The following is a 22,108-nucleotide window of genomic DNA, read 5'->3' on the forward strand; positions in this document are numbered from 1 at the left end:
TATTATTTTACCTTAAATCAACGTATAGTTAAAGAAATACTTTTACATTTGTTCAATTTTAAATTTTATCTTGATAATTTCTTCATATATCAATGCTATATCACCTTTTGTTGCAGGCATCTCATATACTTTATTATCTATTGCTGGGACATATTTGAAATTTCTGAAAAATGTTTTCATCATTGAGGCATTCCTCATATGTTTGTCAACAGATGCTTTCTTTTGAAGTATTTTTATTTTATAATTCCCGAGGTCTAACGTGCAGCCGATACCATTATCAAAAACCTCTTTGATTTTTTCATAATATATATATCCATACGCCGAATCTTTTAAAACCATCGGTTTCCTTGTTTTTAGCGGTATAAGGGTAAAGTCCCGTGTAAGAGGTAATGGTATGGCGTTTTTAATCCCGAGGCTTTTGGCATATTTATTTTTTAATGCATTTATATCTATCGCATATTCTCTTAATATCTTTTTCAATATAGATTTTACCGCATTTTTTATTATCACACTTTCTCCTTTTATATCTATTAATTCGGTGCCACTTCCATATCCATCAATATATACAGGTAAGATAGCAAGAAATACAATAGGTATATTTTTATCTATCATCTTCGTTTCTCCTCCATTTATCAAACGTATGTTCTTATAATAATATAATATAGAAAATATTAACGGAGGTCAAGCAAATTTTTTTGCAAAAATACTTTTATTTAAAATATTTTTGTATTATAATATTTATAGCGAAGCGTTAATATATTTTCTGACCTGTTCAAAAAATATATTTCAAATAAGAACAGGTCTTAAAACGGCATAAAGAAATAAAATAAAATGCCGTAAAGCCCGGGGTTAACCCGGGCTTTAAAATTGACCTGCAAGTTTCTTTAATATTTCCACTTTATCTGTTTTTTCCCATGGAACATCGCCAACTACATTTCCAAAATGTCCATATGCTGCAACCTGTCTGTATATAGGTCTTCTTAGATTCAAATCCCTTATTATTGCGGCAGCTCTCAAATCAAATACCTTCTTAACGATGTCTGAAATTTCTTCGTCAGTTATCTTGCCTGTTCCGAATGTGTCAATGTTTACCTCAAGGGGTGTTGCAACACCTATTGCATATGCCAACTGTACTTCGCATTTATCCGCAAGTCCTGCCGCAACTATATTCTTTGCAACATATCTTGCGGCGTATGTGGCAGACCTGTCAACCTTTGTCGGGTCCTTTCCTGAAAAAGCCCCGCCACCATGTCTTGCATATCCGCCATATGTGTCTACAATTATTTTTCTTCCCGTAAGTCCGCTATCACCTTGTGGACCGCCAATAACAAACCTTCCTGTCGGATTTACAAATATTTTTGTTTTATTATCCATTATTTTTTCTGGAATCACGGGCTTTATTACATGTTCCATAATATCTCTTTCAATTTTATCATGGTCAATATCCGGTGAATGTTGTGTTGATACAACAACGGAATCAACCCTGATTGGCATGTCATCTTTATATTCTATGGTAACCTGTGTTTTACCATCAGGTCTCAAATATTTCAACGTACCATTTTTCCTCACCTCTGCAAGTCTTCTTGCAAGCTTGTGTGCAAGGGATATTGGAAGTGGCATAAGTTCAGGTGTTTCATTGCAAGCATAACCAAACATCATTCCCTGGTCTCCTGCCCCTATTTCTTCTATATTACTATTTGTATATTCACCTTTTTTGGCTTCTAATGCCTTATCAACACCAAGGGCTATATCCGGCGATTGTTCCTTAATAGATGTCAGCACAGCACATGTTTCGGCATCAAAGCCGTATTTCGCCCTTGTATATCCAATATCTCCTATTACTTTTCTGGCTATTTTGGGTATGTCCACATAGCATTTTGCTGATATTTCCCCAATAATCAGCACCATTCCTGTTGTAATAGCTGTTTCACAAGCTATCCTTGCATATGGATCCTCTTTTAGAATTTCATCTACTATTGCATCGGATATCTGATCACATATCTTATCGGGATGTCCTTCTGTAACTGATTCAGATGTAAAAAACTTGTGCATTTCTTAATATTTCCTCCTTTAAAACAAAATAAAACCTCTTCCAAAAGAAGAGGATCACTTCCCTCATCTTCCAGAAGCATGCTTCTGAGAGAATTAGCACCTTGTCAGTATTGACAGGTTGCTGGGCTTCATAGGGCTCTTCCCTCCACCTCTCTTGATAAGAGCTTTTTATTAAATTCTTATAATTAATATAGCATAGTATATTTAAGATGTCAAATTTTTTTAAAAATAGAACATGTGTAAAATTAAATTCACACATGTTCTATTTAGCTTAGTTCAGGCTTTTGTATGCAAACCACCAATCAAATGCTTCTACTTCTTTATTCTTAATCTTTTCATTTATCAATTTTACATTTTCCTCGGTATTTGCAGGGGGTATAATTACCTTGTCCTTTATCAAATAATTATTGGGCCACTTTTCCGGCATTGCAACATTATTTTCATCTGCAACCTGAAGTGCTTTTATAACCCTTAATATTTCGTCAACATTTCTGCCGGTTTCCTGCGGATAATACATGATAAGCCTTATCACTGCATTATTATCTACTATAAAAACTGCTCTTACTGTATTTGTACCTTTTCCGGGATGAATCATCCCGAGCTGATTTGATGTTCTCCCCAATTCATCAGCTATAACAGGGAAAGGTATTACAACATTTAATTTTTCTTTTATCCATTCTACCCATTTTATATGAGCAAATACCTGGTCTACAGATAATCCTATTAATTCTGTATTCAAAGCTTTAAATTCTTCGGCTTTTCTTGCAAATTCAACAAACTCTGTTGTGCAGACCGGTGTAAAATCTCCCGGATGACTGAATAAAACAAACCATTTGCCTGCATAATCTTCCGGAATACGCTTTTTGCCATGTGTTGTCATAACCTCAATTGACGGGAACTTTTCTCCTAATAGCCTCATTTTTGCCTCTTCCATTTACATTTCCTCCTTTTATTGTTTTATTTATGTAAAATAATTTAGAATGCAACAAACTTATTTCCTGGAACGCCGCATATCGGACATTTATCAGGAAGTACATCAATAGTAGTATACCCACATACAGGACAAATATAAACCTTAGAAAGCTTTATGTCTTCATCCTTCAAAACAGCATTTCTAGCATCATCGTACATTTTAATATGTAGCTTTTCTGCTTCGATTGCATAATAAATACTTCTTTTGGCACCCTTTTCTCTTTGAAGTTCTGCAACTGCATTATATGCAGGATACATTTCTTCAACTTCAAATGTTTCACCTGCGACTGCTTTCTCAAGATTTTCTGCAGTATTGCCAACCTCTCCAAGTTCTTTTAAATGATTTGTTGCATGTACTCTTTCGGCATATGAAATAGCCCTGAAAAGTTTTGCTATATTGGGTTTATTTTCTTTTTCTGCAACATCTGCAAATATTTGATACTTCATATGTGCTTGGCTTTCACCTGCATATGCATCACTTAAATTCTTTTTTGTCATTTCCTTCATTTTAAATCTTCCTCCTTTTTTATTTCATGTGTCAAATATTAGAGTAAACACATGTAATTACTTTGTTATTTTTAAACATAATCAAAGAAATCAAATAAAAATAAATTTGTTTTATGTTTTATTATATAATAATTATCTTTACTTAATAATAATTATACCTCATGAATTTTCTTTGTCAATAGTTTTATTGAATTTTTACAATAATATAACAAAAAAAGACCTACATGGTCTTACATATGGTGGAGGGAGATGGATTCGAACCATCGAAGGCTGCGCCAACAGATTTACAGTCTGCCCCCTTTAGCCCCTTGGGTATCCCTCCATATGATTTATATTTATTTATAAAAATGGTGGTCGCAATAGGGCTCGAACCTATGACCCCCTGCTTGTAAGGCAGGTGCTCTCCCAGCTGAGCTATACGACCACATCATGGTCGGGGTGGAGGGATTTGAACCCCCGGCCCCATGCTCCCAAAGCACGTGCGCTACCATCTGCGCTACACCCCGTCGAATACGGTACTTTAAATTATAATAGAAAAGAAGATGATTTACAATATTAATTTTGTGCTATTTTTAGCCGTATAATAAGATTATCTCTGTTTTTAAGCAATTATTTAAATTATGCTTGATTATACTTAATATTACTTCTTTCTTTAGAAATCAACATAAATTCTTTATATGGATTTCTATTTAGCCGACTTTTTTCATAAACTATATAGTATAATATAGAAAAGAGCTTATACCTTTTCAACAAAAAAATTAATTTAAGCAAATATGAAAGGATAAGATGCCTTATGATTTCAATAAGATTCAATAAATATTGGCTAATTTTAGTAAGTATCGCTTTTCTATTTTCTATTTTATATATTTTATCTGTAATATTTCCAGGAAATATTTCTAAAGAAGTATATAAGTATTTTTCTAATATTGATATTGAAAAATCAAAAGAATATAACAAAACAATCAGCTTGCTGTTTATTTCATCTTTTCTTTCAAAATTAATTTTTCTATTAATATTTACTTTTGGAGACGCTTCAAAAAAATTATCAAACCTTACAGCAAAATTATCCTTTAGAATGTATTATTTACATATATTACTGTTTTTTATCTGTTTGTGGCTTATTTTAAAAATAATATCCTTACCTTTTAGTTTGTATTATTACAATTTCCAGGTTGAGTGGGGTTTCTCAACACAGAGCATATCCTCATGGTGGATAGATTATCTTAAAAATTCTTTATTAGATTTTATAATATCAGGTATATGTATATTTCTTTTCGCTTATGCCGTAAATAAATGGCATAAAAACTGGTGGTTTATGGCGTCCATATTTTTAACATTTATGCTTTTTTTACAAAACTTTATTTGGCCATCCTTCATCGCGCCCATGTTTAACAGGTTTATTCCTATTAAAGACCCTGTTGTTTTAAATATGGTTCAAGATATATCCAAAAACGCAGGTATAAATATAAACAAGGTAGAAGAAATGGATGCAAGCAGAAGAACAAAACTTGCAAATGCATATTTTTATGGCTTTGGTAAAACAAGTAAAATTGTTTTGTATGACACCCTTTTAGGAAATTATCCAAAAAATGAAATTAAAGCTGTAATTGCCCATGAAGCCGCCCACTGGAAGGAAAATCATGTGCTAAAAGGCTTGGTTATAGGCTCTATTGGATTATTTGCTATGTTTTTTTTATTCAGCCTTATATTAAATAAAACAATTATAAATCCATATAATAAAGCCATTACTCCATCAGCATTGGCAGTATTATATCTTTTTATAATATTAATCAACTTTGACACAAACCCTATACAAAATTACATTTCACGGCAAATGGAAAGGCAAGCAGACCTATTGTCAGTGCAATATTTACATAATAAAGAAATTGTTATTGAACTTCAGGTTGACCTTGCTAAAAAAAGCCTTTCAGACCCTGAACCACCGGCATTTATAGAATGGTTTTCATATTCACATCCAAGTGCAATGCATAGAATTAAAGCTGTAGAAGCTTGTATATCAAATACACCTTGAACAGTTTTAACGAATCTCTGTCAAAACAAGTGAAATTCATATTGAATAAGTATGAATGAAAAATTTGTTTTAATACTATATCCCAGTTTTTATATCACTTTTTATATTGAAATAATTTTCTACTGAAAGAAAATTTTTTTCTCCTCTTTCATGATAAACCCTTTTTTTTCTTTAACAAATGAAATTCCTGAATTTTTTATTTGATTTTCAAGGTTTTTTTGAGCTATACTATTCATGCTAAAATAAACCTCCTATAATTATTTTTTTGACAATTAGTTTTCTTACAAAAATATTATATATCATCCATGTCATTTCATTTTCATAGTACTATTATTGCATATTACTCTTTTATATATTTAAAAAAACAATAACATATAACCTATTAAATGTAGATAATATATTAATATTTATCTTTTTATATTTAATTTTTTGCAGTTACCCAATTAATATCTTTATTCTTCAATTCATCTACCCATTCAATCGGCGGTTCTTTATCACTAATTATAATATTTATTAAATCAATATCAGCAATTTTATAAAAATTTCTAACACCAATTTTCGAATGATCAGCAACAACGATAGCTTCCTTTGAATTATCAATTATCATCCTTGAAAAAGTACCCTCATTAATATCAAAACTCGTTATTCCATATTTTATTGATAAACCATCAGTTGCTATAAAAGCTTTATCAATATAGAAATACTTTAATAATTTATTAGATATTGGGCCATATGAAGACATCTGATGTGTATTTATTTCCCCACCTAAAAAGATTACTTTACCTTCTATGAGATTTTTATTAATAAAATCAATCAATAGTGTAAGTGCAGGAACAGAATTAACTAATATTGTTAAATTATGCTTGCCTATTAAATTAGGAATAACTTGTAAGGTAGTAGTTCCAACATCTATCGCAATAACGTCATTATCATTAACAAAACTTGCTGCAACCATTCCTATCGCCTTTTTTTCACTTTTATACAAATTCATTCTATTATTGTATGGTGGTTCTACCCCATCAAATGATATTTTTATTGCACCACCAAAAACTTTTTTCAGTTTGGCAAGTTTTTCTAAGTCTTCAAGGTCACGTCTTATTGTTTCTGTTGTTACACCAAATCTCTCGGCAAGTGACCTTACTGTCACTTTACCCTCAACATCTAAAATATCCATAATGATCTTCTTTCGTTCATCTGCCAACAAACACAAAGCGTTCATCCTCCTCTCTATATTGTTATGCTAATTTCTTTAGTTCTTCCTTTGGTATAAATAATTTAACTGTCTGATCTATATTAAATATATCTACATTTTTCCTATTTAATATATCTACATTGATCGTAAATTTATCTAATTTTATAATATATCTTATCAAATTGCCTAATATAATCCTATCTAAAATTATACCTGACGTAACAATACCGCCATCCGCATTTTTAGTCTGTTCCAATTCAACTATATGAATTGCTTCTGCTCTTAAAGCAAATATTTTACCCTCGATTTCTGCATGATTATCATTTTTTAATAATTCCAACAATTTCTCTTTATCAATTATATTATAATTTCCTATGAAACCTGCTGTAAACTCATTTTTCGGATTTAAATAGATATTTTCTGGTGTACCTTCCTGAACGATAGAGCCACCATGAATTAACAAAATTCTGTCCGATATCATCGGTGCCTCTTCTTGGTCATGAGTAACAAAAATTGTCGTAATTTTCAATTGTTTTTGTATTTTTCTTATCTGCAGTCTTAAATTCTTCCTTGTTTTCGCATCAAGTGCACTTAGTGGTTCATCCAATAACAGTAATTTGGGTTCTATAACAAGCGCTCTTGCTAAGGCAACTCTCTGCTGTTGTCCACCTGAAAGTTGATCGGGGTAGTGGTCTTCATATCCATTTAAATCTACCAGATTTATTGCTACCTCCACTCTTTTCTTCATTTCACTTTTAGGCACCTTTTTCATTTTTAAACCAAATTCAATATTTTCTTTTGCAGTCATATTTGGAAATAATGCATATGATTGAAATACCATACTTATATCTCTCTTATTTGGTTTTAATTTATTAATTAACTTCCCATCAATATAAATTTCACCCTCATCGATATCGGTTAATCCGGCAATGCATTTTAGCAAGGTACTTTTTCCGCACCCAGATGGTCCAAGTAATGTTACAAACTCTCCTTTATTAATTTCGATATTGATATTATTTAAAACACTGCATCCATTATAGCTTTTTTTAAGACCCTTTATATTTAAAAAATTCATTCTTACACCACCTATTCCTTTGAGTTATTGATTGATTTACTATATTTGATAATTATAACAGATAATATCAAAATAATAATAAAATACGAAATAACAATGGCACTTGTAAAATGACCGCTTTCCCCTTGTTTACTAAAAAGATATACCTGGACTGTTTCATAATTTCCACCCGCCAAAATATTAGCAAGAACAAATTCACCAAAAAGAATTGAAAATGATAATAACGCAGATACAATTATTCCTTTTTTCATATTCGGTAAAATAACATAAAAAAATGATTTAACTCCATTTGCACCTAAAAGATTGGCTGCATCTATTAAAATGTTAGCATTCATTCCTTTTAAGCCATTATAAATGCTTTGATACAAGAACGGTAATGAAACAATGAAATATGCACCTAAAAGAATCCACATTGTACCAGCAATTGGTAAGGGTCCATTTGAATACAATTTAATTAGTCCAACAGCTGATATAACACCAGGTATTGCAAATGGAATTATCGTAAATATCTTAAGCACTTTTTCGAGTTTCGGGAAGTAAACAGTTATAATAAAAATGGTTGGAATTAATACTAAAAGGCTTATTATCAGTGTCAATGAAGATACAATAAGTGACCTTTCAAGTGCTTTTAAAAATCTCATATCACTGAATAATTTTATATACCATGCAAATGTAAATCCTTTTGGTAGTACTGTCGTATCCCATTGTGTTGCAATAGAATATAAAAATGTTGCTAATAACGGAAGAAACAGAAATATTAATATAAATACAATTATCACATAATGAATATAGTTATTTTTCTTCATCTGACATTATTCCCTTTCTTTAGCATCATTTCATTCAGTAAAGTAAAAGAAATTAAAATCAAACCTAAAATAACTGCCATAGCACTTGCTAAATTCGGATCTAATGTTATATCTCCAGATATCAATGAACCAATTCGGATTGTCATTAAATTAAAATTACCTACCAAAGCATATGCGGTTGCATATGCACCTAAGGCATTTGCAAAAAGTATGCCGAATGTTCCCAATAAACCTGGTAATATAACAGGAAGACCAATATATCTCCAAAAATTTGCATTTGATGCGCCAAGCATAACAGCGGCATCGATCCACTCTTTTTTTATGTTATCAAAAATGGGATACAGTAGCAATATTCCTAATGGTATCTGGAAATATATATAAACAACAATGAGCCCCATCTCTGAATATAAATTAAATCCTTGAAATAACTTAATCCCTAAATTTTTAGCAATAACTGTGAAAACACCGTTTATACCAATTAAAATCATAAATGCAAAAGCTAATGGAACACCTGCAAAATTTGATGTCATATTAGAAAACATCAAAACATAATCTCTTACTTTAGCAGGTAATTTTGTTATTGAATAAGAACCTATTAAAGCAACTAATAGTCCAATAATACTGGATATAAGAGATATTACCACGCTATTTTCTATACTTTGAAGATAAAATTTATTATTAAAAATCAATTCATATTGTTTTAAAGTATAGCATATACCGTCTGATTGCAAAAAACTGCTATTAATAATAGTTATAACAGGAAGTATTTCAAATGCCAATATCAATAGAATAAATGGTATTAACCATATTAACAATAAAAGATTATCCTTTCTCTTACGCATTCCTATAACCTCAATCCTGGAAAAATAAAGTTTATCATTTTCTCCGATTTTTTAAGACCAAGCATTTTGCATATAGTTGGTGCTATACCTAGTTGTGGTATTTCTATATTTTGTATCGTATCAACATTTTCACCAATAATCCATAGTGGGACAGCCCTTTCATCATCATCAGTTCCACCGTGATTGCCATTTTCTGTCATGCCGTGATCTGCTGTTACAATTATTTTATAACCATCTTTGAGCCACGTATCTATAAACATGGAAAGGATGTTATCAATCTCATTTGCTTTTAACTTATATTCTTTTGAATTGCCCCCAAATTTATGTCCCATATTGTCTATACCCATAGGATGTATGAGAAGGAAGTCAGGATTAAACTTCCTTCTTAATATTTCTCCATCGATAAACAAATGGCTATCAGGATAAGAATCATCAAAATAGTATTTCCCATACTGTATATTCATGTCTTTATTATATATTTCTCTGTCATTTACACAATCAAATGGTGCTTTATTATATAGTTCACTAAACCAATAGTAAGCCGCTGCTGCTGTCTTTAACCCATTTTCTCGAGCGATTTCAAAAATACTTTTCTCATGTGAACATCTTACAATCATATTGTTCACTATGCCGTTAATGTATGATGGGGTACCCGTCATAATAACTTCATAAAGTGGTCTCGAAAGTGTTGGCAATTCGGTTTTTACTAAATAAAGCCATGCCAATTTATTTTCCACTAAATGCATCATATATCCCATTCTCGATATAGAAACAGAATAACTAAGTCCATCTACCATTACAAGAATAACTTTGTTGTTCATTTAAACACCTATTTCATAAAGATTTGTACTTTTTCCTGCCAGAGTTGTGGTAACTGCTTTTCTGTATTTGTCCATGCTTTATAATCTTTTATAGGTTTTGCGTTAGTATACTCAGAATCAGGCAAAAGTTTTGCTTTAATATCCTCTGGTATATTTACATTAGACCTTATTGGACGGGCATAACCTTTTGCTAAGTTGATTTGCCCTTCATCGCTTAATATAAACTCTCTTGTAAGCATAGCCGCATATGGATGTGGAGCATATTTGTTGATAATTTCTGCATATCCGCTTATAACCGAACCATCTGACGGTATTGTTACATCGAAGTTATTTTTATCGATTATTTGATCTCTATAATTAAGTCCATTAAAATCCCAAACTATACCTACTCCAATTTCTCCCTTTTCAAGATTCGCTACTGATGGATCTGTCATTGATAAGCGTCCCTGCTTGGCCAATTTTGAAAAGAAATCAAGTGCAGGACCAATATTTGATTCATTTCCGCCTAAAGCAATTGCTGCTGCTAAAACACCATTGTCAGCTTGTGCTGCCTTGCCAACACTTCCTATATTTACTTTATAATCACCAGATAATACATCCGACCAGCTTTTCGGAGGATTCTTAACCAATTTTTTATTTGTGACAAATGCGATAGTTCCTGTATAACCTACTATCCAGTTACCATCTTTATCTTTGGCCCAATCCGGTATCTGATCCCAGTAAGTAGTTTTGTATGGTAAGGTAACACCTTTTTCAACAGCAATTGGTGCAAATGTTATTCCAACATCACCAATATCTGCCGTTGGTTTATTTTTTTCTGCCTCAAATTTTGCAATTTCTTCTGCACTTGACATGTCTGTATCAGTATGGCTTATACCATATTTTTTTGATATGTCATTCCAAGTGTCTTTCCAATTAGCCCATGTGTCAGGCATCCCTACACTCACGACTTTTCCCTCTTGTTTTGCTTTTGAAATTATGTCATCAAGCTTTAAATTTGTTGATATGTTTGAGTTATCATTTGTCGGTTTCACTGCAGTTGCACCACATCCAACTAATGCCAAAGTTAATAATAAAATAGATGTCGATAATGCAATAATTTTTTTTGCATTCTTTCTGTTTACCATTAATATAACCTCCTTGATTTAATTCTTTTTAATTTTACTATATCAATGTTAAGATTATATTAATTATTTGTTATTTATATGTTAATATTTATTGTTTTGTATTGTTTTATATTGTTATTAATTTAAAAAAAACAGATAGCTTAACTAATTTATATGTTTATAGTATATAATTACTAATAGTTGATTTAAAATTCCACCCATTAGTATTACACCAAAAATATCAATAAAAACAATTCATAGCTCTATTTGAATTATTATTACTTATAGACATATTTTGTATATTCGAAGAAATCAAAAACAAAAGAAACAAAGGAAACAAAGGGGACGGTTCCTTTTATCCGTTTTTTCAAACGAAAGGAACCGTCCCCTTTGTTTTTCCTCCCACGCAATCATCCAATAAAGCCTTATATACTGACTATTCTTGCAAATAATGTAGATGGCTCTGATAATTCCTATGCTTATACTATCATAAGGCAAATTTCAAAAATGGTGTATGACTTCCAGAACAAGTAAAAAAGTTTAAGCCGGATTTCCGGCTTAAACTTTTTTATAGCACAAGTACCAGTCTGTGCAGTTATAGCCTTCTACATTTTTGAGCCTCTGTTTAAGTTCTGGGTAAGTTTTTGGGGGAGGTACAATCACAGGCATTCCCGGATACCAGTTAGCAGGAGCTAAGACCTTGTATTTATCAACAGTTTGGAGAGCATCTATTATTCTTATTATTTCCTGTATATTTCTTCCTATTTCTAGCGGATAGTAGAGGATGAGGCGTAGTATTTGCTTATCATCTATTATGAATACGGCTCTAACGGCGCTTGTAGAAGTTTCTGCAGGAGATATCATTCCGTATAGTTTTGCGATTCTCATGTCTTTGTCTTCAATTATAGGAAAGGGAATTTCTACACCTGTGGTTTTATATATATTTTCAACCCAAGCAAGATGAGAAGGATTGCTGTCCACGCTCAACCCTATTAACTGTACGTTTCTTTCTACAAAACTGGTGTATACTTGGGTGAAAGCTATAAATTCAGTGGTACACACGGGTGTAAAATCCCCCGGATGAGAAAATAAAACCACCCATTTTCCACGGTAATCGGAAAGCTTAATAGGTCCAAATGTGCTGTTAGCTTTAAAATCGGGAGCCGGAGCGCCAATTTGAGGTAGACATACTCTTGGTATATTTTCCAATGCTTCTGTATCCATACGATCACCTCTTAGCTTTTACTTGACTACTACATTATATTCGCAAATCAAAAGATATGTTATTGCTAAAACAGCGCTTTATAGGCTATGACAAGTAGAATTATTCCGCTTATCACAGTGCCAAATTGTCCTATTGTAAAAGACCCAATCTTTATGTTGGCAACTTTTGAACCTAGGAGTCCACTCGAAATCATCAATCACAAATTAACAAATATGTTATTGAAAACCATATAATTTACAATAAAAAATACTCCTGAACACATATGAAATAAGCACTTAAGAGCTATTTTTATGATATAATATAAATAATATAATAAGAAAAATGTGGTGATAAAAATGTTAGGAAAAGCAGACAGACAAATGTCATTTTCAGATTATTGGTTACTTGGAAAAATTTCTGAAGATAGTTATTATCATAGATTAAGAACATGGGTATTTAATAATCTTAATGAAGAAATGTTTCAGCCACTTTTCTCATACTATGGCAGAGAATCCATATCTCCGGTATATACATTTACAGCGATGCTGATACAATTTGAAAAAGGATATTCTGATCGTGAAATGGAAGAAGAATCACGATTCGATGACAGAATTAAATATGCATTAACCGCACCACGGGATTTTGATGGAATAGATGCAGTAACATTATGTGATCATAGAAAAAGACTGTTTAACAGCGAAATAGGAAAAGAAATATTCATTAAAACAATTAGTCAGGCAAAAGAAGTAGGACTGTTTGATAAAGACAACTTACACATAATAGATTCATTCATGATTTGGGGTTCCTGTGCCAGACAAGATACTTACACTATGATATACCAAGGGATAAAGATGGTTCTCCGTTTCATGAAGTTTTACGAAATGGAAGATGAATCGAAAAAAATACTGAAAAGAACAGATTATAAAGAAAATATCAAAAAACCCAAAATAGCATGGGAAAACGAAAAAGAAAAAGCAAAATTACTCGAAGAACTTGTTAAAGATGCACTATCACTCGTAGAAAATATAAAAACAAAAAAAGATATAAAAGATGATTTAAAAAAAGCAATTGAATTATTAGAAAGAGTAGCATTACAAGATGTTGAAATAACAAACGACGGGCATGTAAAAATGATAAAAGGAACAGCAAAAGACAGAATAATATCAGTAGTAGATGATGAAATGCGCCATGGAAGAAAGACCTCATCGAAATTATCAGATGGATACAAAGCTGAAATTATAACAGGAGGAGAAAAAGGCTCAGTAGTAGTAGGAATAGAAGTTGATGGAGCAAATATAGCAGATGGAGAACATATGAGTGATCTTATAGAACAAAGCCGAAGAAACGGCGTTGATATAGATAAACTGTATGGAGATTGTGCATATAGTGACTTTGAAGAAATAGAAAAAAGGAAAGAAGAAGGAACAGATTTTTGCATTAGAGTGCCGGAAGCAACAAATCCAAGTGGAGGATTTTCAAAAGAAGAATTCAAAATTGATTTAGAAAAAGGAACAGTAGAATGTCCCAATGGACATATAAAACAATTTGATACTGAAAAAACACAAAAACATGAGCAAGTTACAGTGAAATTTAGAGCAGAAGAGTGTAATGATTGTCCGCTAAAAGACCAATGTACAAAATCAAAAAAAGGGAGAACAATAAATATACATCCGTATGAAAAAGAAATACAAGAACAAAGGGAATATCAAAAAACAGATGAATTTAAAGAAGACTATGCAAAAAGACCGAATGTAGAAAGAAACATATCAGAACTTACCAGGCATGGCGGACGTAAAGGAAGGTATAGAGGAAAATTAAAAATAAGATGGCAAATGATAATGGTAGCAATAAACAATAATATCAAAATAATAACGAAACATATTTCTAAAATTTGTAATAGACAAATTAAGAAGGTGGAAGTCTGCCCAAAAACGGCTTAAAGAATGGTTAAGGATATTAAAAATAGCAATAACAGGTCAATAAAGCCATAATATACATATTAAAATCAATAACAAAATCATATATATTTCTTTGAATAGAGATTATTCTGATAATTTATGCGATGATAAAAATTCTTAACCGGCAGATAAGTTATTTTCGAGTGGACTCCTAGAAGGAAAAGGGGTGAATCTTTAAGCAAAAGTGTTGTTTTTATAATTTTTAATTGTCAGTAAAGAAAGGATTATACAATATAGCAACACAGAAAAAATTGTGGTTAATATATTTTCTGTAGTAAAAGAATTTGCAAGTGATAGAAGGTTATAAGGAATGAACTTGGCTATTTTATCAATATTTACTAATAACGCCGATATTACGTGAAGCATTAATACCAGTAATACGGCTATTATGCCCTTTTTGAAAATGCTGCTTAAAAACATGAGTAATATTATAACGAAAAAGTAAAAAATTGAAATTAATGCGGCTGATATCAATACATTTTTAAAAGCTATGATGTTTTCACTAAAAAGTTTAACTGCATAATAATAATTTATGATAAAACCGAATATTATAAAAATTGATATTGTAACTGCGTAATGGAGTATTTTCGCAATTACTATAGAAGATAAGTTGGCGCCTTTAGAATAAGGCAATACCAATTTTTGTGAAGACATTTCATCACTTACAGTTCCCATGAGTGTTAAAAGCACTATTAACAATGATATTTGGTTTAAGTCTTTCATGTAATTTTGTACAGCAGATTTCATGTCGATTTGTGTTAGAGAAGCCAAGTCACCGTTTATTTTACTTTTAAGTATTTCTGGAAGCAATTTAAGGAGTATGGGGTCGAGTATGGCAAAGAGAATAACTCCAATAAAAAGTAGTAGATACTTGTACTGTCTCCACGATTCTAGCATTTCTTTTTTTAAATACGCTTTAAATGTATTCATTTTGCTTCACCATCCTTATAAATATATCTTCAAGTGTATTTTCTCTTTGCTGTAGTGAAATAACAGGTATATCAAGCTTTGTTAGTTCACTAAGGATATTCTTTTTTGCTAATTCAATGTCATTTATGTAAATACTTACAGCATCATTTTTTATTTTAATGTCAGCAATCCATTTTACATTATTAAATTTTTCTTTGATGTTATGAGGCAAATTTTCGAAGACAATATCGTATATGGGTAGAGCATATTTTTGTTTTAATTCTTTCATTTTTCCTGAAAAAATAATTTTACCTTTATCGAGTATACCGATATAATCACAGACTCTTTCTGCATCGCTCAGTATATGAGTGGATAATAAAATCGTCTTTCCATTTTTCTTCATTTCCAAAATTTGATTAAATATATCATATCTGCTTTCGGGATCTAAAGCGGATGTTGGTTCGTCTAAAAAAATTATTTCAGGATTATCTAAAAGAGCTACTGCAAGTCCTAATTTTTGTTTCATTCCTCTTGAATAAGTTTGTATTTTTTTATTAGCGGCTTCTTTTAACTTAACTATATCAAGGAGTTTATCTATTTCTTTTTTAGCTTTTTTGTAAGGAATACCTCTTATTTTACTTATAAAGAGAAGATATTCGCTTCCAGTCATATAGGTATAAAAGGTAGGGCTTTCAGGCAAATAACCTATTTCTTCAAGTGGTTTTCTTCTATTTTTGTCTAATATTTTGCCATTGATGTATATCTCGCCCCTATTATAATCAATGAGTCCTGTTAAAATATTCATTGTGGTAGTTTTGCCAGCGCCATTACGCCCTAATAAGCCGTATATGGTTCCTTTTTCAATTTCAAAACTTATTCCCTTTAAAACTTCATAATTTCCATATTTTTTTGTTAGATTAAAAACTTTTATCATGCTATTCTCTCTCCCTCCCTATAGTTAAAAATATAATGCAACCTAGTATCTCTCCAAAGATTATAATTAAAAGCCACGCCCATTTTGGGATATATTTAACTTTGTCTTTTGAAAGTCTGTAAATTGAAAATACCGTAAGTCCCAATTGGATTATAAATAAAGGAAGAATGAGTTTTATTAATTCAGGATTGCTTAATTTATTTAACATGATTTTGCCCTCCTCAAATTATTTTAATTTTGTTGAGCATTCGGGACAGTATGTCCAATCCTCTTTTATTTCGGTTCCACATTTCGGGCATGTTTTCTTTAAAGAAGCACCGCAATAAGGGCAGAATTTGTAATCATTTTTTACTGTTTTTCCATAATTAGGGCATTTGAAATGTCCATACCTCGTTACAAAAAGGTATATGATTAAAGAGGAAGGTATATTTAGAAGTCCGAAAAGTCCCCATGCCCAGTAGTATTTTTCACCACGTTTTTTTGCATCCATAAAAATCCATAAAGCTTGAAGAAATAATAAGGGTATTACAATTATTAAAAAAATTAATGTGTTTTTGGATATTGACATTTTATCATCTCCTTGGAGTTTTTAATTTGTAAAAAGGTATTAAGATTAATGGCAAATTAAGGTATAGGAATATTTGTAGATAAAAGTATATCCGTATATCCAAGTTTGTTATAAACAAGACTGATGATATTAAAAAGACTATTGATGCAGCAATGAAAATAAGGAGTTCGAATTTTTCTTTTCTTTTATTTTCTATTTGATAAGCTTTTTCTATAATTTTTGTAATGTCTATTTCTAAGGCTGAGGTGTCAACTTGTGTATCTAAAATTTTCATATAATCTAATGCCAGCTCTAATTTTTCTTTGAATCTATTGCAATCATTGCAATTTTCAATATGTGAAATAATTTCTATATTTTCGTCAATTTCACCGTAATGCATATCGATTATTTTGTTTTGTATTTCTTTACACTTTTTTTTCACAGCAAATCCCTTCTTTCCATTTCCTTCATTATCTCTTTTATAGCATTGTGTAAACGCGAACGCACCGTTCCTACAGGACAATCTAGTATTTGTGCAATTTCTTCGTATTTGTAACCATAATAGTGTTTTAAAATAAAAGTTGCTCTTTTCTCATAAGGAAGTTTCATTAAAATGTTCATTAGTTCCTTATATTGAAGGTTTGTGATAGAGGTTTCTTCTATGTTTTCCGTATTATTTGTAGATATTTCTTCAACAAGTTCAACATTTTTATGTTTTCTTAAATAATCTTTAAATGTATTAGTGGCAATTTTTAAAAGCCATGTAGAGAATTTAGCTTCAGGGGCAAATTTTTTAATATTTAAAATAGCTTTAAGCATTGTATCCTGTGCAATATCTTGGGCAAGTGTGAGATTGCCTGTCATTTTAATGCAATATCCCAGTAAAGCATTATAGTTTTGTAAGAAGAGTTCATTTAGAGCGTGTTTATTGCCATTTTTGGCTTTATATATCAATTCTTTCTCTTCCATCACCTGCCCACCTTTCCTTAAATTAAACGCTAAAAAAAGAAAAAAGTTCACGGATTTATTCTATCAAAAATAAATCCTTGGAAATTAATTTTTATAGTGTATAATTGTATTAGGTTTTCATTGTTGTGCAAAGTCTTGGAGGTATTTTAAATGAGTCGATTTCTAAAATTGGTTGTTGTTTTAATTTTTGCATTGGTTAGCATTATTGCAATATTGGCATACCAGATAATTTCCTTTGGGTCTACAGAAAAACCGAAAAAATCTGATGCGATAATAGTTTTGGGATGTGCAGTGTACGGGAATACGCCAAGTCCATTTTTTAAGGAGAGACTTGAAGAGGCTTTAAAGCTATATAAAGAAGGGTATGGCCGTTATATAATAATTTCTGGAGGGAAAGGGCCGGGAGAGAGCATTTCAGAAGCGGAGGCTGGAAAGAGATATCTTCTTGAAAAAAGGGTCGCTTCTAAAAATATTTTGCTTGACAATAAATCTTTTTCTACCTATGAGAATTTACTTTTTTCCAAGGAAATTATGGAGAAAAATTCATTAAAAACTGCAATAATCGTTTCAAATAAATCCCATTTAAAGAGAGCGAGCGTAATAGCAAAGAGGATTGGAATTGATGCGAATTTTTCGGGAGTTTTTGTAAAAGAATATGTTGGAGATGAGATTTATGGTTTTTTAAGAGAAGTGCCGGCACTTTTTTGCACCTACATAAGGGGGTGGTAGTGATGGTTGTATCTTATTGCAAGCTTTACTTGAGAGCTAACTGGGTACATTCTTTAAAGGAAAAAAGTATGATCACAAAGAGCATTATAGGAAGAGTAAAGAGTCACTACAATGTCTCTATTTCAGAAGTGGAAAACCAAGAGTCGCATAAGTCTATTGTGATAGGTTTTACTGTATGTGGAAGCGATGTTCTTCTAAATAACAAGATAGTGGAGGAAATCATAGAATACATTGAAAGCAGTAGGAAGTTCCTTTATTGCCTTTAAAAGGAGGTCTTCACTCTTATCTACAGAATATTCTCCTTCGCTTTCTTTTAATTCCAAAGGCATTTCTCCCGTCAGTAACCAACCAATAGAGACATTTAGTGCATTTTTTCATGGATTTGTCTTAAGAGTTATAAAAGAAATTGGCGGCAATTCCATTGCTATATGCACTTTAGTCAGAGGCTAATAATAATAACGATCATTTTTTGTCGTAATATCTATAAACATTTTCACTTTTCCAGTTTTTTTATCAATCTGAAGCATCTCCTTGAAATGTATTTTGTATTTTACATTTCTAAGCTTTTTTTTACTCAAAAATTGGTCAAGTTGTCTTTTAATTTCTTCTTCAACATTTCCATTTGTATGAGGCAATTTTACACAATTTAATATAAAACTCTCATCACTAGTTTTAATAAATTGATATTCCTTTATTCCATCAACTTCAAGGTCATCAATAAAAAGAGGGTGGAGAAAGTCCTTACCACCATTTTTCCGAACCATATTGGCTTCTATCATATCCAAAGCATCTACATCATACAGAAAATTGCAAGGCTTGCCTGTGCTGCCGGAAGTATGAACAAGGATATATTTCCCTATCCTCACCATTAATTCACTATTTTTCATTGCCATTTCTATCTCTCTGTGAGAGATAGAATCAGTAACTATGTCAAAAAAATTATTTCTAACCATTTCTTTATCTATCACAGGCAATTCTCCAATAGAAATATTATCCAGTTTTTCATATTTTATCCCTGTACCTTTATAGAGGGTTTTATAAAAATTGCTGAAAGTATAGGCGTATTTTATCATTTCTTTCATATGCTTACTGCTGTATTCCATTATTTTTTCACGACGCCATTTATTATGGTTATATAATTTAAACCCTTCCATCATCACCTTTATCATAGCTTATCTCTCCTTTAAAGTAGCATCTTTTATAACCTATTTTTCCTTGACAATTATATTATATCTCAATTACAAAATCTTGCTAAATCGAGTAGGAGCTGAATAATTATTTTATTCACCGTCCTCTCACACCACCTTACGTACCATTCGGTATACGGCAGTTCATTAGGAAATGAAAGATAAAAAATTATCACCATTTACAGTTAAACATTATTATGACGTTTTAAATATTGCTTTAAATAAAGCAGTAAATGATTGGCAAATTATAAGTAGAAATCCCTGCAATGGAGTAAAACCGCCAGAAAAAAGAAAAAAATTGCTGATAATGGATTAACTCTTGAACAAGTTGTTATTTTATTAAATTATACAATTAATTCACGATTTAAAATAATGTAGTTTCCAATCGTACTTGCATTGGACTATGGTATGAGTAGAGGTGAAATCTTGGAATTAAAATGGAATAACATTGATTTTTTAACAAAATAATTCACATAAAAAACAACCTGCAAAAAGTAGATAATGAACTTTTATTGCTCCCAATGAAAACGTAATTAAGGCAAAGATCTATTAAAATATAAAAATAATGGATGTTAGCAAAATATAAAAAGTAAATATTTTTATATTCAAACAAAAACCCGCAAAAGCTTGCGGTTACTTAATTTCAATGGTCTGAGTGACTGGATTTGAACCAGCGACCTCCAGAACCCCATTCTGGCGCGCTACCAACTGCGCTACACCCAGATATAACCTTACGGCAATTATATTATATCCTAACTTAAATAAAAAATCAAGTTTTCACAGAATAATGCAAATTATTCCGCCACCTCCGTCATTTACTATTCGTTCTAACGTGTCCCTTAGTTTAAGGCTCACATTTTCAGGTATCATTTTTAGCTTGTTTTGCATTCCTTCTTTCACAAGGTCACTTAATGATTTGCCAAATATATTAGATTCCCATATCTTATCAGGGTCATTTTCAAACTGTTCCGTAATATATTTTACAAAATCCTCGCTTTGCTTCTCTGTCCCAACAATCGGTGATACCTCTGTCGTAATATCTGTTCTAAATATATGAAGTGATGGAGCAGATGCCCTCAACCTTACAGCAAAACTCCCTCCTTGACGTATAATTTCTGGTTTTTCAAATTCCATATTATCAATACTTGCCGGTACAATACCGACACCTGTCTTATCAGCATCTTCTAAAGCATACTTTAATCTGTCATATTGAAATTTTGCATAAGACAATTCCTTCATCATTCTCATTAAATCCTTATCTCCTTGAATATTTAATCCGCATTCGTCACTTAATATCTTGAAAAATAAACCTTCTTTTGCCTTTATTTCTAAATCCGCATACCCTTCTCCGGGATCTATTTTTTTAATAACAACATCTTCGAGATTCTCATTAGATTTGAGTCCTTCTGCTGTTTTTGAAACATCTCTTAATTTAAACATTTCAATTATACTTTCCTTAACTGTTTCCATTATATTTTGTTTTAACCAATGGTCATTTTCAAGAACATCTACCCATTTTGGAAAATCAATGTTTAATTCCTTTATGGGAAATTCATACAATACCTTTTCAAGAATTTTTTGAATATCTGTAATTTCCATTTTTAATACATTCATTAAAACAACCGGAACATCATATTTTTCTTCCAGTTCTCTGCATAATTTTTGTGTTTCCGGATTATTTTTATTTATTGTATTTAAGATAATTATAAAAGGTTTGTTTATTTCCTTCAGTTCGCCTACCACCCTTTCTTCGGCTTCTACATAATTTTCTCTTGGAATCTCTGTAATACTTCCGTCTGTTGTAATTACAAGCCCGATTGTGGAATGGTCATTTATTACCTTTTTTGTTCCGATTTCAGCAGCTTCTTCAAATGGTATTTCATAATCATACCATGGCGTTGTTACCATCCTGGGTTTTTCATCTTCAAGATATCCCATAGCACCCTTTACCATATATCCAACGCAATCCACAAGCCTAACACTGAAGGTTGTATTCTCATTTATTGCTATTTCTACTGCCTTTTCAGGTACAAACTTTGGTTCTGTTGTCATTATGGTTTTACCTGCAGCACTCTGTGGCAGTTCATCAAGCACTCTTTCTTTTTGATGCTCATTTTCAATATTTGGCAATACAAGTATATCCATAAATCTCTTTATAAATGTTGATTTTCCCGTTCTAACAGGTCCAACTACGCCAATATATATGTCGCCTTCCGTTCTTTCAGCTATATCCCTATAAATATCATAGTTTTCCACCTTGTTCCAC

Annotated in this window: 24 protein-coding genes, 4 tRNA genes, 2 pseudogenes and 1 riboswitch; of the genes and pseudogenes, 5 read left to right on the forward strand and 25 right to left on the reverse strand. The window is 31.4% G+C overall.

Annotated elements, in window-relative coordinates; all coding sequences use genetic code 11:
- Positions 1 to 42: 42 nt before the first annotated feature.
- From AC0LWJ_RS05395 to AC0LWJ_RS05425, 7 genes are all read right to left on the reverse strand, one after another.
- Entirely contained in the window at positions 43 to 612 is a 570-nt protein-coding gene (locus AC0LWJ_RS05395; RefSeq protein ID WP_474237540.1) for a hypothetical protein, read from the reverse strand.
- Between the two features lie 249 nt (positions 613 to 861).
- Complete coding sequence (metK, locus tag AC0LWJ_RS05400) at positions 862 to 2,052, reverse strand: methionine adenosyltransferase (RefSeq protein ID WP_474237541.1); 1,191 nt, start codon at positions 2,050 to 2,052, stop codon at positions 862 to 864.
- Between the two features lie 60 nt (positions 2,053 to 2,112).
- A riboswitch (SAM riboswitch) is annotated at positions 2,113 to 2,216 on the reverse strand.
- A 107-nt stretch (positions 2,217 to 2,323) separates the two neighbouring features.
- Positions 2,324 to 2,986 carry a peroxiredoxin gene (locus tag AC0LWJ_RS05405; RefSeq protein ID WP_474237542.1) on the reverse strand — a complete coding sequence of 221 codons (663 nt, stop codon included), beginning with the start codon at positions 2,984 to 2,986 and terminating at the stop codon, positions 2,324 to 2,326.
- A 41-nt stretch (positions 2,987 to 3,027) separates the two neighbouring features.
- On the reverse strand, positions 3,028 to 3,531 hold the full coding sequence (locus AC0LWJ_RS05410; protein ID WP_474237543.1) for a rubrerythrin family protein: 504 nt from the start codon (positions 3,529 to 3,531) through the stop codon (positions 3,028 to 3,030).
- Between the two features lie 237 nt (positions 3,532 to 3,768).
- Positions 3,769 to 3,853, reverse strand: a tRNA-Tyr gene (locus AC0LWJ_RS05415).
- A 26-nt stretch (positions 3,854 to 3,879) separates the two neighbouring features.
- Positions 3,880 to 3,955 (reverse strand) — tRNA-Val (locus tag AC0LWJ_RS05420).
- A 6-nt stretch (positions 3,956 to 3,961) separates the two neighbouring features.
- Positions 3,962 to 4,037: transfer RNA gene (locus AC0LWJ_RS05425), tRNA-Pro, on the reverse strand.
- A 287-nt stretch (positions 4,038 to 4,324) separates the two neighbouring features.
- Between AC0LWJ_RS05425 and AC0LWJ_RS05430 the strand changes: the two genes are divergently transcribed.
- Positions 4,325 to 5,563 (forward strand): M48 family metallopeptidase, encoded by a 1,239-nt coding sequence (locus tag AC0LWJ_RS05430; protein WP_474237544.1) that lies wholly within the window; start codon positions 4,325 to 4,327, stop codon positions 5,561 to 5,563.
- Between the two features lie 421 nt (positions 5,564 to 5,984).
- Here the strand turns inward: AC0LWJ_RS05430 and AC0LWJ_RS05435 are convergent, their stop codons facing one another.
- The 8 genes and pseudogenes from AC0LWJ_RS05435 to AC0LWJ_RS05470 all read right to left on the reverse strand — a co-directional run.
- Entirely contained in the window at positions 5,985 to 6,773 is a 789-nt protein-coding gene (locus AC0LWJ_RS05435) for a DeoR/GlpR family DNA-binding transcription regulator (RefSeq protein WP_474237545.1), read from the reverse strand.
- 25 nt (positions 6,774 to 6,798) lie between these two features.
- Positions 6,799 to 7,830 (reverse strand): ABC transporter ATP-binding protein, encoded by a 1,032-nt coding sequence (locus tag AC0LWJ_RS05440; protein WP_474237546.1) that lies wholly within the window; start codon positions 7,828 to 7,830, stop codon positions 6,799 to 6,801.
- A gap of 11 nt (positions 7,831 to 7,841) precedes the next feature.
- Positions 7,842 to 8,636: an ABC transporter permease gene (locus tag AC0LWJ_RS05445; RefSeq protein WP_474237547.1), complete on the reverse strand. Its 795-nt coding sequence runs from the start codon at positions 8,634 to 8,636 to the stop codon at positions 7,842 to 7,844.
- Positions 8,633 to 9,478: an ABC transporter permease gene (locus tag AC0LWJ_RS05450; protein WP_474237548.1), complete on the reverse strand. Its 846-nt coding sequence runs from the start codon at positions 9,476 to 9,478 to the stop codon at positions 8,633 to 8,635. Before AC0LWJ_RS05450 ends, AC0LWJ_RS05445 begins: the two co-directional genes overlap by 4 nt.
- Positions 9,479 to 9,480: 2 nt before the next feature.
- Positions 9,481 to 10,299 carry an alkaline phosphatase family protein gene (locus AC0LWJ_RS05455; protein ID WP_474237549.1) on the reverse strand — a complete coding sequence of 273 codons (819 nt, stop codon included), beginning with the start codon at positions 10,297 to 10,299 and terminating at the stop codon, positions 9,481 to 9,483.
- 8 nt (positions 10,300 to 10,307) lie between these two features.
- On the reverse strand, positions 10,308 to 11,426 hold the full coding sequence (locus tag AC0LWJ_RS05460; RefSeq protein WP_474237550.1) for an ABC transporter substrate-binding protein: 1,119 nt from the start codon (positions 11,424 to 11,426) through the stop codon (positions 10,308 to 10,310).
- A 537-nt stretch (positions 11,427 to 11,963) separates the two neighbouring features.
- On the reverse strand, positions 11,964 to 12,629 hold the full coding sequence (locus AC0LWJ_RS05465) for a peroxiredoxin (protein WP_474237551.1): 666 nt from the start codon (positions 12,627 to 12,629) through the stop codon (positions 11,964 to 11,966).
- A 65-nt stretch (positions 12,630 to 12,694) separates the two neighbouring features.
- Positions 12,695 to 12,805 (reverse strand): annotated as a pseudogene (locus AC0LWJ_RS05470) (sporulation membrane protein YtaF); the annotation flags it as partial.
- A gap of 160 nt (positions 12,806 to 12,965) precedes the next feature.
- Here AC0LWJ_RS05470 and AC0LWJ_RS05475 point away from each other — a divergent pair.
- Positions 12,966 to 14,549, forward strand: coding sequence for an IS1182 family transposase (locus AC0LWJ_RS05475; RefSeq protein ID WP_503031410.1), 1,584 nt, complete (start codon positions 12,966 to 12,968; stop codon positions 14,547 to 14,549).
- A 192-nt stretch (positions 14,550 to 14,741) separates the two neighbouring features.
- Here AC0LWJ_RS05475 and AC0LWJ_RS05480 read toward each other — a convergent pair whose 3' ends face one another.
- The 6 genes from AC0LWJ_RS05480 to sigY are packed head-to-tail and all read right to left on the reverse strand — an operon-like array spanning position 14,742 to position 17,926.
- Positions 14,742 to 15,497 (reverse strand): ABC transporter permease, encoded by a 756-nt coding sequence (locus AC0LWJ_RS05480; RefSeq protein ID WP_474240083.1) that lies wholly within the window; start codon positions 15,495 to 15,497, stop codon positions 14,742 to 14,744.
- A complete protein-coding gene (locus AC0LWJ_RS05485) occupies positions 15,484 to 16,410 on the reverse strand; it encodes an ABC transporter ATP-binding protein (protein ID WP_474240081.1) in 927 nt (308 codons plus the stop codon). Before AC0LWJ_RS05485 ends, AC0LWJ_RS05480 begins: the two co-directional genes overlap by 14 nt.
- Before the next feature lies 1 nt (position 16,411).
- Entirely contained in the window at positions 16,412 to 16,618 is a 207-nt protein-coding gene (locus tag AC0LWJ_RS05490) for a PLDc N-terminal domain-containing protein (RefSeq protein WP_474240079.1), read from the reverse strand.
- A gap of 18 nt (positions 16,619 to 16,636) precedes the next feature.
- Positions 16,637 to 16,978 (reverse strand): zinc ribbon domain-containing protein, encoded by a 342-nt coding sequence (locus AC0LWJ_RS05495; protein ID WP_474240077.1) that lies wholly within the window; start codon positions 16,976 to 16,978, stop codon positions 16,637 to 16,639.
- Positions 16,979 to 16,982: 4 nt separating this feature from the next.
- A complete protein-coding gene (locus AC0LWJ_RS05500; RefSeq protein WP_474240075.1) occupies positions 16,983 to 17,399 on the reverse strand; it encodes a zf-HC2 domain-containing protein in 417 nt (138 codons plus the stop codon).
- Complete coding sequence (sigY, locus tag AC0LWJ_RS05505) at positions 17,396 to 17,926, reverse strand: RNA polymerase sigma factor SigY (protein WP_474240073.1); 531 nt, start codon at positions 17,924 to 17,926, stop codon at positions 17,396 to 17,398. The genes AC0LWJ_RS05500 and sigY overlap by 4 nt, the downstream gene beginning before the upstream one ends.
- A 150-nt stretch (positions 17,927 to 18,076) precedes the next feature.
- On the opposite strand from sigY, the gene AC0LWJ_RS05510 reads away from it, so the two are divergent.
- Positions 18,077 to 18,655, forward strand: coding sequence for a YdcF family protein (locus tag AC0LWJ_RS05510; protein ID WP_474240071.1), 579 nt, complete (start codon positions 18,077 to 18,079; stop codon positions 18,653 to 18,655).
- Positions 18,656 to 18,723: 68 nt separating this feature from the next.
- Positions 18,724 to 18,843: pseudogene (locus AC0LWJ_RS05515) on the forward strand (DUF503 family protein); the annotation flags it as partial.
- A gap of 6 nt (positions 18,844 to 18,849) precedes the next feature.
- Here the strand turns inward: AC0LWJ_RS05515 and AC0LWJ_RS05520 are convergent.
- Both AC0LWJ_RS05520 and AC0LWJ_RS05525 read right to left on the reverse strand, forming a co-directional pair.
- Positions 18,850 to 18,978, reverse strand: a complete 129-nt coding sequence (locus AC0LWJ_RS05520) for a hypothetical protein (RefSeq protein WP_474240085.1) — start codon at positions 18,976 to 18,978, stop codon at positions 18,850 to 18,852.
- A gap of 123 nt (positions 18,979 to 19,101) precedes the next feature.
- Complete coding sequence (locus AC0LWJ_RS05525) at positions 19,102 to 19,824, reverse strand: phenylacetate--CoA ligase family protein (protein WP_474240069.1); 723 nt, start codon at positions 19,822 to 19,824, stop codon at positions 19,102 to 19,104.
- Positions 19,825 to 19,996: 172 nt separating this feature from the next.
- On the opposite strand from AC0LWJ_RS05525, the gene AC0LWJ_RS05530 reads away from it, so the two are divergent.
- A complete protein-coding gene (locus AC0LWJ_RS05530; protein ID WP_474240067.1) occupies positions 19,997 to 20,158 on the forward strand; it encodes a hypothetical protein in 162 nt (53 codons plus the stop codon).
- A gap of 331 nt (positions 20,159 to 20,489) precedes the next feature.
- Here AC0LWJ_RS05530 and AC0LWJ_RS05535 read toward each other — a convergent pair.
- Both AC0LWJ_RS05535 and spoIVA read right to left on the reverse strand, forming a co-directional pair.
- A tRNA-Pro gene (locus AC0LWJ_RS05535) sits at positions 20,490 to 20,565 on the reverse strand.
- 54 nt (positions 20,566 to 20,619) lie between these two features.
- Positions 20,620 to 22,098, reverse strand: a complete 1,479-nt coding sequence (gene spoIVA / locus AC0LWJ_RS05540; protein ID WP_474240065.1) for a stage IV sporulation protein A — start codon at positions 22,096 to 22,098, stop codon at positions 20,620 to 20,622.
- Between the last annotated feature and the right edge of the window lie 10 nt (positions 22,099 to 22,108).

The organism is Aceticella sp. 75b-Ac (assembly GCF_056032965.2).

Excerpts from the sequence above, each read along its gene's own strand:
- AC0LWJ_RS05465 (WP_474237551.1), bottom strand. The coding sequence starts at position 12,629 with ATGGATACAGAAGCATTGGAAAATATACCAAGAGTATGTCTACCTCAA.
- AC0LWJ_RS05460 (WP_474237550.1), bottom strand. The coding sequence starts at position 11,426 with ATGGTAAACAGAAAGAATGCAAAAAAAATTATTGCATTATCGACATCT.
- AC0LWJ_RS05430 (WP_474237544.1), top strand. The coding sequence starts at position 4,325 with ATGATTTCAATAAGATTCAATAAATATTGGCTAATTTTAGTAAGTATC.
- AC0LWJ_RS05405 (WP_474237542.1), bottom strand. The coding sequence starts at position 2,986 with ATGGAAGAGGCAAAAATGAGGCTATTAGGAGAAAAGTTCCCGTCAATT.
- AC0LWJ_RS05510 (WP_474240071.1), top strand. The coding sequence starts at position 18,077 with ATGAGTCGATTTCTAAAATTGGTTGTTGTTTTAATTTTTGCATTGGTT.
- sigY (WP_474240073.1), bottom strand. The coding sequence starts at position 17,926 with ATGGAAGAGAAAGAATTGATATATAAAGCCAAAAATGGCAATAAACAC.
- AC0LWJ_RS05450 (WP_474237548.1), bottom strand. The coding sequence starts at position 9,478 with ATGCGTAAGAGAAAGGATAATCTTTTATTGTTAATATGGTTAATACCA.
- AC0LWJ_RS05530 (WP_474240067.1), top strand. The coding sequence starts at position 19,997 with ATGAAAGATAAAAAATTATCACCATTTACAGTTAAACATTATTATGAC.
- AC0LWJ_RS05475 (WP_503031410.1), top strand. The coding sequence starts at position 12,966 with ATGTTAGGAAAAGCAGACAGACAAATGTCATTTTCAGATTATTGGTTA.
- AC0LWJ_RS05485 (WP_474240081.1), bottom strand. The coding sequence starts at position 16,410 with ATGATAAAAGTTTTTAATCTAACAAAAAAATATGGAAATTATGAAGTT.
- metK (WP_474237541.1), bottom strand. The coding sequence starts at position 2,052 with ATGCACAAGTTTTTTACATCTGAATCAGTTACAGAAGGACATCCCGAT.
- AC0LWJ_RS05455 (WP_474237549.1), bottom strand. The coding sequence starts at position 10,299 with ATGAACAACAAAGTTATTCTTGTAATGGTAGATGGACTTAGTTATTCT.
- AC0LWJ_RS05525 (WP_474240069.1), bottom strand. The coding sequence starts at position 19,824 with ATGATAAAGGTGATGATGGAAGGGTTTAAATTATATAACCATAATAAA.
- AC0LWJ_RS05480 (WP_474240083.1), bottom strand. The coding sequence starts at position 15,497 with ATGAATACATTTAAAGCGTATTTAAAAAAAGAAATGCTAGAATCGTGG.
- AC0LWJ_RS05440 (WP_474237546.1), bottom strand. The coding sequence starts at position 7,830 with ATGAATTTTTTAAATATAAAGGGTCTTAAAAAAAGCTATAATGGATGC.
- AC0LWJ_RS05490 (WP_474240079.1), bottom strand. The coding sequence starts at position 16,618 with ATGTTAAATAAATTAAGCAATCCTGAATTAATAAAACTCATTCTTCCT.
- AC0LWJ_RS05410 (WP_474237543.1), bottom strand. The coding sequence starts at position 3,531 with ATGAAGGAAATGACAAAAAAGAATTTAAGTGATGCATATGCAGGTGAA.
- AC0LWJ_RS05395 (WP_474237540.1), bottom strand. The coding sequence starts at position 612 with ATGATAGATAAAAATATACCTATTGTATTTCTTGCTATCTTACCTGTA.
- AC0LWJ_RS05445 (WP_474237547.1), bottom strand. The coding sequence starts at position 8,636 with ATGAAGAAAAATAACTATATTCATTATGTGATAATTGTATTTATATTA.
- AC0LWJ_RS05495 (WP_474240077.1), bottom strand. The coding sequence starts at position 16,978 with ATGTCAATATCCAAAAACACATTAATTTTTTTAATAATTGTAATACCC.